The 12,469-nt window shown below is 56.8% G+C and carries 13 protein-coding genes; 3 read left to right on the plus strand and 10 right to left on the minus strand.

Features of this window, described 5'->3' with window-relative positions:
* Window positions 1-129 precede the first annotated feature (129 nt).
* The 10 genes from AAC029_RS14840 to AAC029_RS14885 all read right to left on the minus strand — a co-directional run bounded on the left by AAC029_RS14840 (window position 130) and on the right by AAC029_RS14885 (window position 10,769).
* On the minus strand, window positions 130-729 hold the full coding sequence (locus tag AAC029_RS14840) for a mobile mystery protein B (protein WP_339749350.1): 600 nt from the start codon (window positions 727-729) through the stop codon (window positions 130-132).
* On the minus strand, window positions 729-1,181 hold the full coding sequence (locus AAC029_RS14845) for a mobile mystery protein A (RefSeq protein ID WP_112062124.1): 453 nt from the start codon (window positions 1,179-1,181) through the stop codon (window positions 729-731). Before AAC029_RS14845 ends, AAC029_RS14840 begins: the two co-directional genes overlap by 1 nt.
* 280 nt (window positions 1,182-1,461) lie before the next feature.
* Window positions 1,462-2,238 (minus strand): glutaredoxin, encoded by a 777-nt coding sequence (locus tag AAC029_RS14850; protein WP_339749353.1) that lies wholly within the window; start codon window positions 2,236-2,238, stop codon window positions 1,462-1,464.
* Between the two features lie 232 nt (window positions 2,239-2,470).
* Window positions 2,471-3,196 (minus strand): PepSY-associated TM helix domain-containing protein, encoded by a 726-nt coding sequence (locus AAC029_RS14855; RefSeq protein ID WP_339749355.1) that lies wholly within the window; start codon window positions 3,194-3,196, stop codon window positions 2,471-2,473.
* A 50-nt stretch (window positions 3,197-3,246) separates the two neighbouring features.
* Window positions 3,247-3,705 (minus strand): copper-binding protein, encoded by a 459-nt coding sequence (locus AAC029_RS14860; protein WP_241764181.1) that lies wholly within the window; start codon window positions 3,703-3,705, stop codon window positions 3,247-3,249.
* Window positions 3,705-6,920 (minus strand): CusA/CzcA family heavy metal efflux RND transporter, encoded by a 3,216-nt coding sequence (locus AAC029_RS14865; RefSeq protein WP_035551696.1) that lies wholly within the window; start codon window positions 6,918-6,920, stop codon window positions 3,705-3,707. Before AAC029_RS14865 ends, AAC029_RS14860 begins: the two co-directional genes overlap by 1 nt.
* 9 nt (window positions 6,921-6,929) lie before the next feature.
* Window positions 6,930-8,666, minus strand: a complete 1,737-nt coding sequence (locus AAC029_RS14870; RefSeq protein ID WP_035551698.1) for an efflux RND transporter periplasmic adaptor subunit — start codon at window positions 8,664-8,666, stop codon at window positions 6,930-6,932.
* On the minus strand, window positions 8,663-9,814 hold the full coding sequence (locus AAC029_RS14875) for a TolC family protein (protein ID WP_339749360.1): 1,152 nt from the start codon (window positions 9,812-9,814) through the stop codon (window positions 8,663-8,665). The genes AAC029_RS14870 and AAC029_RS14875 overlap by 4 nt, the downstream gene beginning before the upstream one ends.
* A gap of 172 nt (window positions 9,815-9,986) precedes the next feature.
* On the minus strand, window positions 9,987-10,424 hold the full coding sequence (locus AAC029_RS14880; protein WP_035551701.1) for a hypothetical protein: 438 nt from the start codon (window positions 10,422-10,424) through the stop codon (window positions 9,987-9,989).
* A 69-nt stretch (window positions 10,425-10,493) separates the two neighbouring features.
* Window positions 10,494-10,769, minus strand: coding sequence for a metal-sensitive transcriptional regulator (locus AAC029_RS14885; RefSeq protein ID WP_035551703.1), 276 nt, complete (start codon window positions 10,767-10,769; stop codon window positions 10,494-10,496).
* Window positions 10,770-10,939: 170 nt separating this feature from the next.
* Between AAC029_RS14885 and AAC029_RS14890 the strand changes: the two genes are divergently transcribed.
* From AAC029_RS14890 to AAC029_RS14900, 3 genes are all read left to right on the plus strand, one after another.
* Window positions 10,940-11,299, plus strand: coding sequence for a copper resistance CopC family protein (locus AAC029_RS14890; protein WP_035551705.1), 360 nt, complete (start codon window positions 10,940-10,942; stop codon window positions 11,297-11,299).
* A 9-nt stretch (window positions 11,300-11,308) separates the two neighbouring features.
* A complete protein-coding gene (locus AAC029_RS14895; protein ID WP_051602669.1) occupies window positions 11,309-12,136 on the plus strand; it encodes a CopD family protein in 828 nt (275 codons plus the stop codon).
* A 19-nt stretch (window positions 12,137-12,155) separates the two neighbouring features.
* A partial coding sequence (locus AAC029_RS14900; RefSeq protein WP_339749366.1) for a DUF1775 domain-containing protein occupies window positions 12,156-12,469 on the plus strand: 314 nt, incomplete at its 3' end.

The raw sequence follows: 12,469 nt of genomic DNA on the forward strand, positions 1-12,469 counted from the left end.
AAGTCTCCAGGACGCGCGGAACTAGTGAACGGATTTTGGAGTTCTGAGGGATCATAATCTGACATTGTTCTAAGGTACCTCATTTTAACCGTATCGTCGACCGCAGCAAGGTTTCAACGCGACTACGACTTACGATCGTGCAAAGGCAATCAATGGTTCATAATCATTGCCGTCTGCCGCTCGCAGCGCTGAGACATATCGCTTGCGAAGGTCGCCAATGTCGTGGATGACGCCGTCATCTCTATTACTGCCCCAAGAGAAGGGCGGTGCGCCAAGACGACGGATGAGGAGGTCCGCCATCATGCGCGCATGTCGTCCGTTTCCATTCGGAAAAGGATGTACAAAGACTAAGCGGTGGTGCAGGCGCACCGCAAGTTCGTCAGGCTCATAAGTCTCGTTTGCGACCCAGAATGCTGCATCATCAAAGAGTTGCGCGGTCTCAGTGCCAATTCTGTATGGCGCAATACCGATGTTTCGCTCGGTCGTGCGATAGTGGCCTGCCCAATCCCAAACTTGTCCAAACATCTGTCGGTGAAGCGCGATCGAAAAGGCAACGGTCAATATGTTGGCCCTTCGACTGCGAAAAGCCCATGCCGCTCCAGCATCGATATTGTCTTGTTCCGCAGCGTTTAGATCAGCTCGGGTGGTAATCCATGTCAGCTTTAGCCCATCCCGCTCGGCGGGCACTAAGGGTGTTGCATCATCGGGTTCCTGGAACAAGTCACTCATCACTCGTCCCAAAGGTCTCGATCGCGCAGCGACTGCTCGATAAAGCGATTGATGCGCTCTTCAAGCTCATCTGGGACCGCCTGGTCTTCAAGTCCCATCGAATGGGCAATCCCGCCGAGTTCTCGAAGCGCGATCATCCTCGCGCGATCTTGGACGATTTCTTCCAATGGTTTTCGGGGTACCAAGGCATAAACCAGTTCGCAATCGAGCGCTGCTGCCGCCTTTTGCAACGTCTCCAGGCGGATCGTGGCCGCCGCTTCAGATTGTTCAAGCGCAACAACGCTTGGTGGCTTCATCCCTAGCTTTGCAGCAAGCTGTGCACCAGACATGCCGAGTGCGTCTCGGATCGCGCGTATCCAACCTTTCGGCGGAACAGTAAAACGATCCGTTGGACGCATCGGTGACAGGCGTCCATCAAGTGCGTCGCGCGCGCGTGTAAGGTGTTTTTTCATAGGCTGCAGTCTATCAAGGTCAATGGAAAAGATAGACTATAGCCTAATAGTTATCATTCGATCAATAGGCTGCAGTCTAATTAATTTTCGACTTAATTAGGTTGCAGCCTATCTGTTTTGACGCTTTCATTGGGGCCCTAAGGCCATCAGTCGACTCTCATCCTGCGCCCGTGTCAAAGCGTAGGAAGGCCGACTGCTGGGAAAACTGGCTTACCTCCGATAATCCCACGCCGTGATTTGTGCGAACAGACCGCTCTTAAGTCTCTGGCAATCGCCGTGGTTAGAGCGCGAATGCCTTTGTACCCATCCAGACGGCCATGGCCACCATCATCAAATTTTCGGTCAAGGACACAAAGCCAAGCGGCACGTTGCTGTCGCCGCCGACGCAGGCGCATTTCAAGTCGCGCTTGTCTATATAGACCGCTTTATAGACTGAAACGGCACCGATAAGACCGATGAACAGAGCGGTTGGTGCTGCGATCCAGGTCAACGCGCCTGCGATCATTAAGATGCCCGCGCCCGTTTCAGCGAACGGGTAGACGTATGCATATCGCACGTAACGTTGGGCCAAGAGGTCGTAACCGAGAAATTGGCTTGAGAAGCTTGATAGGTCGCGCAGTTTCTGAACGCCCAGAATACACATGCTGACAGCAATAAAGAGCTCAATGGCGCGTATGCTGAGCAGTGTTCCAGATGACGCCCAGCTAATTGCAAGCGCCATCAATGCCGCAACGGCGAAGATCGCGATAATTGGCGTGTAAGTTAACTGACCAGCCTTTTTAACTGGCTTTCCGAAATGAGCCTTCAAATCGTCGTAACCACCGATCCGGTCCCCGCCGATGAACGTTTGCGGTGTTGTTTGAACATCATGCTTCGCTTTGAATGCGTCTGTTTCATCCCGGTTTTTCAGGTGATGGTCCTGTACCGCATAACCCTTGCGCTCCAGCAAGGCTTTAGCCTTCAATCCGTAGGGACAGACATGATCTTCAGTCACCATACGAAAGAGTTGTGCAGACTCTTGCCCGGTATCGTTGCCTGGCTTTGCTAGGCTGTTCATATCATATCTCCGGTAACCTATACCCTGTATGGGTATATAGTCTTGCTCCATGACACGTCAATGGAGTCTTCGCCTGGATCAGGCAGGAACCGGATGTCACCTCAGGTGTTTGCTATAGAGTTCAGCACGATGTCAGGGGGTTAGTTCCATACCAGCCTGTTGGGAATTTGGTGCGAACTTGATGCAACCAATGGAACCGCCCTGTCAGAGGAGGCCGTCTAAGCGCGTCCGATCATGGCGAAGACTTACGCTGCCGGCTCCAGGCGAGTAATGAACGTCGCATTTTGATAATCAGCAGAATGAGCCCCGAGAGAGCTACAAACATGGCGGCGCCCGCAGCTGTGATCAGAAGAGGATGATTGAAATCATCTCCGTCGTCATAGTCCATGATGTGAAGCTTCCAAAAGAAGTCGTAGAAGCGCCAGGTAGATGAGCGGCGCGCGCGAACCTCTGCACGTGCCGGATCAACATATAGAGTGGTATTGTCACGGTCGGCAAATACGACTTGCCAAACTGGGCCCGGTCTACCGTATTCCGATGGCGGGTCGGTCAGAAGGGTTACGTCGCTAAGTGTTGCATTTCCAGAATAATCCGCCTGAGCGATTTGAGTTGCCAACAACTCGCTCGCCGGTGAAATAACAGCGCCGGTCCTGGCGTCAATTGTAAAGGAAATACCGTCCGGGCTTTTCAGATGCCAAACCGGCTCACCCAGCACAGTTCCTGTTGAAGCTTCGGCGACTTGATTAATCTGAGCGGCCTGCGCCGCATTCTGCAGAGTTATTATATCGGCTGGTGAAACACTCTTGGCTGTTTGCGTCGCAATATTATGTTCACCCCGGACCTGCTCGATTGGGATGACGCTCATGACGACGCCTCCGGCGACCCAAAGCACGATCTGCAGTCCGACAATCAGCGCCACCCATTTGTGAATACGCACTGCCCATCTCAGAACCGCCATGTCCAACCCTCCCGTAAGGGCGGCGCTTTCACGGGCGCCGCCCAGTCGTGTTACTCGTGACCGGAATGGTCCATCATGCCTGCGAGACATTCATCGCCCGCCGCGCCGGTGTCACAGATTGCGGTGATCCTGTAAGAGCCGTCACGGCCTTTCTTGACCATAAAGCTGACGGTGTCGCCGTCTTCGAATCCGGAAAGGTCGACATCACCCGCGATGTCGAAACCCATGGTCATGGCGCCCATGCCGATGCCATCAATCGGGCCATGATCGATCGTCAAAAAGTCGCCCTGGGCACCAACGGATTTGATGACGCCGGTGGCGTGACCAGTATCGCTCGATCCCATGTCGTGGTCGGAATGATCCATCATCTCGCCGTCGGCCATCTCCATCTCCATTGGGGGCTCTGTTTGGGAAGCTGTATCGGATGCCGGCGCGTCATTGTCGGTTTGACCGCATGCGGCGAGGGTCAGCGCTGCGGCGCTAACTGTAAGTAAGGTATAGAGTTTCATTAGGCTTGGTCTCCTTCAGGTAAGACGGGAATGGCGCGCGCTTCTTTGGAAGCGTTTCCGGCGCGCGCGGAAAGGCTGCGTCCGACCCAGATATAGTAGACCGCAGGGATCACGATCAGGGTCAGCAAAAGGGTAGAGGTCATGCCGCCCAGCATGGGCAAAGCGATCCGCCGCATCACGTCGGACCCCAGTCCCTCGGTAATGAAGATCGGCGCAAGACCGGCAAAAATAGTGGTCACCGTCATCAGTTTTGGCCGCACGCGCATGGCAGCGCCTGCGCTGACCGCATCGAATAATTCTGCCCTGGTCTTCGGCTGCGTTTCACGCACCTGAGCATCAATGTAGAGGAGCATGACCACAGCGGTTTCGACGGCGATGCCACCAAGTGCGATGAAGCCGACAGCAACGGCCACTGACAGATTGTAACCTGCGAGCCACACGGCCCAGAGCCCTCCAATCAGGCCGAATGGCAGTGACAGCATGATGATGGCGGTGCGATCGAGCCGCCCAAAATGCAGCATGAGCAGAAGGAAGATGAGTGCAATCGCAGCCGGAATGGCGACGCGAAGACGCGCGCCTGCCTCTTGCATCTGCTCATATTGCCCAGAAAACGATACGGCATAACCAGGCGGTAGATCGACACCGTCTGCGACGGTTCTTTGCGCCTCAGCGACATACCCGCCAATATCACGGCCCGCAATATCGACAAAAACCCAGCCCGTCAGACGAGCATTCTCAGAACGGATCATGGGAGGTCCCTCCGTAAAGGTAATGCTCGCAAGCTCGCCGAGTGGAATGTGCGCGCCGGTAGGGGTCGGAACGAGGATATCTTCCAGGTCTTCGCTGGATTCGCGGAACGGGCGATCATATCGGAGCATGATGTCATATCGCTCCCGGCCCTCGACGCTTTCGGCGAGGCGCATACCGCCAAGGGCCGTTTGCACAACAGATTGGAAAACGCCCATATCGATATTGCGCCGAGCGAGTTCGCCGCGATCGGGCATGATTTCAAGATACTTGCCGCCAAGAACCCGGTCTGCGAACGCAGATCGCGTGCCCGGAACGTCGGCAATGGCAGTCTCGATATCGCGCGCGATCCGCTCGATTTCGACAAGATTGTCACCGGTCACTTTCACGCCAATAGGGGTCCGCACGCCGGTCGAGACCATGTCCATTCGGATCTTGATCGGATACCCCCAGGAATTCACCAAACCCGGCATTTGCAGTTTTGAGTTTAGCTCTTCAATGATCCGATCAGCGGTCATGCCGGAACGCCATTGATCCTTGGGCTTAAGCTTGATCCAGGTCTCAATCATCGTCAGCGGGGCCGGGTCGGTGGCTGTGTCGGCGCGGCCCGCTTTCCCGAACACACGCTCCACTTCCGGCACGGTCATCATTACCCGGTTCGTCTGTCCGAGGATTTCGCGCATCTTGGTGGACGATACCCCAGGCAGCGTCGTTGGCATGTATAACAGTTCGCCCTCATAAAGCGCCGGCATGAATTCCGAGCCGAGACGCTGGATCGGAACGATGACACTTGCGGTGAGGGCGAGCGCTAATGCAACCGTGATCCATTTGAAGCGAAGCGCGGCGTGAATAATCGGTTTGTAAACCCAAACAAAAAAGGCGTTGACCGGATTCTCCTGTTCGCGGCGCATTCGCCCGCGCATCAGATAAAGCATCAGAACGGGCACCAGCGTAACGGACAGGATCGCGGCGAACGCCATCGCATAGGTCTTGGTGAAGGCCAGGGGGGAAAACAGCCGGAAGCTCTCACCGGTCAGGGCGAAGACGGGCAAGAAAGACACTGTGATAATCAAGAGCGAGAAGAAGATCCCCGGGCCGACTTCCTGGGCCGCTGCGATCACGGTTTGGCGATGCAATTTGGCATCTGGCTTTTCATCGAGTTCTGAGAGCTTTCGGCTCGCATTCTCAACCAGGACAATCGAGGCATCCACCATCGCGCCGATCGCAATTGCAATGCCGCCAAGGGACATGATGTTTGCGGTCACGCCCTGAAAGGACATGATCAAGAATGCGCCCAGGACACCGAGTGGCAAAGTGATGATCGCGACAAAAGACGAGCGCACATGCAGGAGAAAGATGAGGATGACGAGCGCGACCGCGATCCCTTCTTCAATCAATTTGTGTTGAAGATATTCCACCGCTCCTTCGATCAGGGGCGCGCGGTCATAGACCGTGACGATCTCCACCCCGTCCGGGAGGCCGCGTTGAAGATCCGCAAGCTTGGTTTTGACGCGCTCAATAACCTGTAAGGCGTTCTCGCCATCTCTCATGATGACGATACCGGCAACTGTTTCGCCTTCGCCGTTCAGCTCGACAATACCGCGCCGGAGCGCCGGACCTTCTATGATGCGCGCCACGTCAGACAGAAGAACCGGCGTTCCGTCGAGGGCATAAACAACCACATTTCCAAGATCGGCCTTGTCATCAACATAGCCCGATGAGCGAATGACGAACTCGCTTTCGCCTTGCTCCAGAACGCGTCCGCCGACTTCGCTGGAGGCGGCTTTGACAGCCTCACTGATACGGCGAAGCGGCACATCGTAGGCGCGTAGCCGGTTGGGGTCGATCAGGACCTGATATTCCCGCACAAATCCGCCAACCGAGGCGACCTCGGATACACCTTCAACTCCTGCCAGCTCCAGTTTCAGAAACCAGTCCTGCAAGGATCGCAGCTGCGCCAGATCGGTGCCACCGGTCTTGTCGACCAGTGCGTATTGATAGACCCAGCCAACGCCCGTGGCGTCCGGACCTATTTGCGGCACCGCGCCTGGCGGAAGCTCTGAGCCAAGCCGCGAAAGCGCTTCGACGACCCGTGAGCGGGCCCAATACAGATCCACATCATCTTCGAAAATGACATAGACAAAGCTGGTGCCAAACATGGATGCGCCGCGCACATCCTTTGTTTTTGGAAGACCGAGCATGTTGGTTGAGAGTGGGTAGGTGACCAGGTCTTCAACGATTTGCGGGCTTTGGCCTGGAAAGTCTGTTCGGATGATAATTTGGGTATCGGTTAAATCAGGGACCGCGTCGAGCGGCGTCCGATCGAGCGCCAGCCAGCCAGAGATGGCCAGCGCCGCGGCCAGTGTCAGCACGATCAGCTGATTTGAAATCGACCAAGAAATGAGCTTCGCGATCCCAGATTTGGAGGGATCACGTCCGGCAAGATCGTCACTGTGGGGGTCTGACATGGCGTGCTCCTACCGATGACCAGCATGCGGATCGATAGGGCCGCGCTCGGTGTCGGGCACTTCAATCCCCGCCATGGGGTCGGGCCAATCAACGGTCTCGGCAGCGCCGTTTCCGTACGGATTGCGGGCCGCGCCGCCTTCCTGCACCCAGAGGCGATCTGTGTCGGTCTCGCGGTAAAGCACCAGGCCAGCTGTTTGATAGTGAACGGGCGCGCCCTCCAGCAACCAAGGTTCAAGCGCCGTCATCAAGTCTGCCAGCGTTGCGGCTAGCGCATCGCCTTCACGGGCGGCTTTCGCGGCCCGCAGAGCTGTTTCTGCCGGCTCCAGAATGCCGACCAGCTTGGTGTCAGCAAATCGTGTACGCAGTGTTTCACCCAGCCCGAGGGCCGGATCCACGAAGTAGGGATCGATCTTGTAGCGATCGGTCAGCGCTTCGTGAAAATAGAGCGCCATGTCAGTAAAGTGATCGATCTCTGCGAGCGTGGTGGCATCCACCGGAAGCTGTGAGAGCGGCGTATCCGGCCCGGCGGCAAAAGCGGGCGGCGCTTGAAGTTTGGAAAATCCTTCGCGTAAATTGACTTCGCTATCGAGCATGAACTGTCCGCTGGCGACGACTTGTTCCCCTGGAACCAATCCCGACAGAATTTCGGTGAGGCCATTTGCTGAGACGCCGGTGCGTACGGCGCGCCCGGCAAACCTGCCATCGCCGAGGGCCATAATGACATGGGCTCCGCGGCTATCGCGCAAGATCGCTTCGGTCGGGACCGCCAGGCGCGTCTCGCCGCCAAGGTCGAACCGGATGTCAGCATATGCGCCCGGGCGCAGATAGCCTTGTGAATTATCGATCTCGATACGGACATCGCCGGTTCGCGTTTGCGAGTTAATGGTTGGATAAATATAATCCACCCGGCCCGTTGCCGCCGCATCAGGCGCGCTCGGAAAGTCGAGCGAGACGGGCATGCCCGTATCGATGAATGCCAAATCCTGCTCGGGAATGGACGCAATGACCCAGACATCAGCATAGGACTGAAGCTGCAGAATTGGCGTACCGGGCTTAACGTAATCGCCTTCGCGCACCTGAAGCTTATCGACTGTGCCGCCAGCTTCGGCATAGACCGGGACACGCTCAAGCACTTCGCGGGTTTCGGAAAGACGGCTAATCGCGGCATTCTGCATGCCGATCGATCGCAGACGCTGACGGACGGCTGCGATCCGGTTTTCATTTCCGATGGCTAGCGAGGCGACATAGTCTTTTTGGGCAGCGATCAGTTCTGGGCTGTAAACGCGGTAGAGCAGGGCGCCAGGGCGAACCGTATCGCCTTCAGCGCGAACGGTGAGATTTTCAATCCAACCTTCGAGACGGGACGCAGATACAGCTTCCAGCCGTTCATCCGCTTCCACGGTCCCAAACGCGCGCACGGTTTGTCCGAAGGACGCCGTTTCCGCCACCGCCACCCGAACGCCCATTGTTTGGATCATTTCCGGAGCGACGACGATGGAGCCATCGCCGGTCGCGGCGCCGTCGCTTGCAACAGGGACGAGATCCATGCCGCAAATTGGACATGAGCCGTCGGGGTCGGTTGAGATGTAATGGGGGTGCATCGGGCAGGTATATTGCTGCGCCTGTCCGGGCTGGCTGTCGGCTTGCGCCATTGCGGTTTGGCTGATGGGAAGCGCCTGCTCGCCGCTGCAGGCGGAGAGCAGGAGACCGAGCGCGGATGCGCCAAGGAGAAGTGTCTGTTTCATCGGGTCACCAATAGAGCGTTCATCCGCGCGATCGCATTGTCGCGGCGGGATTGTTCAAGCGCGATCTGCGCGCGAAGGGCGATGGTGGCGATTTCGCCATCAATGATTGGAGAGTAGTCGCCAATGCCGGACTCATATGTGGTCAGTTGCGCGGCGACCTGGTCGGCGATCGCGTCAATTTTCTGTTGGAAAACTGCAATACTCTCATCAGCCGCGCGGCGCGTTGCATCGAAAGCGGCATATTGCGCTGAGGCCGTTCTTGCGGCGGCCATGTAGCGCGCGCGAGCCGCCTCTCGGTCGGCCTTTGCCGCGCGTAGCGCAGGGGCCTGCCGGCTTTCGGCCCAGAGCGGGATCGTGAATGTTACCGCCCCGGACACCCAATCGTCACCTGCAAAGGTCGACCCCGGTGCGCCGCTGCCTTGATCGCGTTGCTGATAAGTCAGCTGCGCGCCCCAATTGGGCTGGTAGTCAGCTTCCGCCTGGTCAACGCCCGCGTCGGCGACATCGATCGCCTTGTCGGCGACGCGGACAAGGTGGAAGGCTTGAGCGTCTCCGTTCCAGTCCAGGACCGTGAGCGCCGGAGCAGGCGTTGCCGGGACCAAACCCACGAGGTCGATCAGCTGAGCGTCGACCTGGCTTAGCTGCCCCTCCAGCTCGGCCAGGGTTCGGGCAACCTCAGCCCTTTCGACATCAATCTCAGCCAGCCGAAAAACAACCGGTCGCCCAGAATCGATCTCTGTTTGGACGATCTCTTCGAGTTCCGCATATTTGGCATCACGTTCTTCCGCCAGGATACGTTGAGCTTCAATCCGCCGTTTCTCGATCAGCGCAATCTGCAATGCAGCGCGCAACTCAGCGAATCGCATATCTGTCGCGGCATCATTCTGGACGGCCCGGCGCAGAGCCTCTGCGGATCGGGCCTCTCGGCCCGCCCTGTTTGGAATCTGCTGGCGAATGCCGATCGCCTTATTTGTCGGCAAAAATGTATCGAAAGAGGGATCAAAGATTGGGAAGTTATTGATCCCAAGCGAGACCACTGGATCAGGCAGGCCTGTCGCGGCTTGGGCGCGTTCGCGCGCAGCATCTGAACCATAGCGCATGGCGTCCAGAGCAGGATGATCAAATAGCCGCGCTTCAAGTTCGTCCATGCTTTGGGCGATGGCTGAGGGACCGAGTGTGGCCAGCACGAGCGCAGTCAGTGCAGGCCGTAGGGAATAGATAGGGGGTTTATACATCCTGATCTCCAATCAAAGGAGGCGAGCGAACAACGGAAAAGCCGCACTCGGTCAGCGACCGTGCGGCAAGGCGTGTTCACGTCAATCAGATCAGGAGGATTTGCTTGAGTTCAACAAGTGTTGGTTTGGCGACAAGGTCCAATAGGGGCGGACCAGTTGTCAGAACGAGGCGCGGTGTGTCAAATCCCGAAAACCGAGCCGTGAGCATGGTCACCAGATCGGCGCTCTGAGCCGCGCTAAAAGATGTGGGCTGAAGCGCGTCATCAGCGCTCGCAAGCGTGGTTTCGCAGTCAAAACATCCCGTACAATCAGGGTCCGAAGGAGCGGCAGGCGTCTGATCGACCTGCATTCCAGCCATATGATCATGGCAGGTATCAGTGTCGGACTTCGCCGCGCTGTCGTGATGAGCGGCGATTTCTACATGCGCGGCGTCATCATGGCCTGTCAAACAGCAGGCCATTGCCGGCGCACTGATCATTGCGATTATCGCAAAGACAGAGAGAAGGCGGGCAAATGACATCATTGCATCGCCTATACCCGAATTGTCTAAAGAAACAAATACCCCATACGGGCATGTGATCTAACGGCGCTGCTATTTTCGACGTCCACCCAATACGGCGACTAGTTCTTCGACCTTTTCTCGCCTTGCCTTGAGGCTGTTGCCTTTCAATGCGCTCTCGACGCAGTTTTCCAGGTGATCGTCCAGCATCACCGTCTCAAGACTGGTCAGCGCGGCCTTGATCGCCTGGACCTGACGGACAATGTCGACGCAATAGCGATCTTCATTGACCATTTTAGCAACGCCGCGAACCTGTCCTTCGATCCGGGAAAGGCGGCGTGTGACATTTGTGCGCGTATCTGGTTTCATTGAAATACCTCTTGGGGGTATAATGATTAAAGCGCGTGCCGCGTCAAGAGCACGCTGAGACTCCGTCAATGACTCTAATCGCGGGTCTGATATAGCTTTTTGTTGAGGGTACGACGCGTGACCGGCGTATGCAGATATTGGATGGAACCGATAAAAGGACTAGCACCAACATGAAGCTTGGCAGAAAAATGTTCGCAATGGCAGCGATCGCAGCAATTCTCTTCGCCGCGCCGGCTCTGGCTCACACAACGATACAAGCGGCCAATATTGAAAATGGCGCGACTCTATCGGGCGCGCCGTCGGCATTTGAATTCAGTTTTGGTAGCGCCGTTGGTCTCGCCGGGCTCGAGCTTGAAACCCTGGCCGGTGAAGCGGTGGCAATCAGCTTTGATCCCCCCCGGGGCATGCAAAAGGATTTTTCCGTCGCATTGCCGCCCCTCGTGGCAGACGCATACGTTTTGAAGTGGCGGGCGGTGGCTAAAGATGGGCACGTCATGAAAGGTGAAGTATCGTTCACCATCACCGGCTAAGCGTCTTGAATGCTGACGCTTCTGGTCTTGTTTTCGAAGTTCGGACTTTATCTCACCGCGCTTATGGGTCTTGGCGCGGCGCTACATAGCGCTGCGGCAATCGTCACGCCTCGGCGATGGTTGGTCATCCTTGGCCTTGGCCTGATCATCGCCGTCTCTCTCCGGCTCGCTCTTTTGAATGCACAACTGGCGGGCGGTTTGAGTGCAGCCTTCTCGCCGGACACCTTTAGCTGGATCTGGCCCGCCAATCGCTCCCAGGCGATGGCGTTCTTGGCTGGCGGGGGCCTGATCGCGGCGTCAAGCTTGGCGCCTCTGAAATATCTTAGGCTACCTGCCGCCCTCCTTATCGCCGCCGGTTTTGGGCTCGGCGGACACACCCAAGGGCTTGATACGCCGGGCCTGGCACCATGGTTTGCTGGCGTACATGCGCTGATAGCTGGTTTCTGGATCGTCGCGCCGTTTACGCTTTGGCCCCATGCCAGTTTAGATGCCGATCTCGTGCATGCGCGAATGGAGCGTTTCAGCAAAATTGCGCTCTGGTGTGTCCCGTTCCTATTCGTTTCTGGTATATGGTTGGCCCTCCGACTGGCTGGATCCCTTGAAGCGATACTTTCCAGTTCGTATGGGCAGCTGCTGCTTGCAAAGCTTCTGCTCGCCACTCTGGCGCTTGCGATTGGCGCCTGGAATAAATTGCGGATCACGCATCTATTGAAGAACGATGCGCCAAGCGGCGTGGCGAGTCTCAAGCGCTCGCTTGGCGCTGACATTCTTGTTTTTGCGGGTATTCTCTTGGTCATTGCTGCTGCGACAACTCTGACTGGACCCGGCGCGGTATAATCAGCTTAAGGAGCTTTTTGTGAAGCACTTTTTCAAATTGGGGATCGCCGCATTATCCATCGCCAGTTCGGCGCAAGCCCATGTGGTTTTCAACGAGACCGAAGCTGCGGCGGGTGCGTTTCATACGGCTCAATTGCGCGTGATGCACGGCTGTGACGGCGAGCCGACCAATCGCGTTACTGTTATCATTCCGGAAGGGGTCACCCGCGTGACCCCAAGGGCCATATCAGGGTGGACTGTCGAAGTATCGATGGTCACTTTGGATAAACCGATCCTGTTACATGGGTTTGAAGTGACAGACGTCGTTGGTTCCGTGACCTGGTCGGGCGGAAC

Origin of the sequence: uncultured Maricaulis sp., from assembly GCF_963975345.1 — a bacterium.
Taxonomy (GTDB): Bacteria; Pseudomonadota; Alphaproteobacteria; order Caulobacterales; family Maricaulaceae; genus Maricaulis.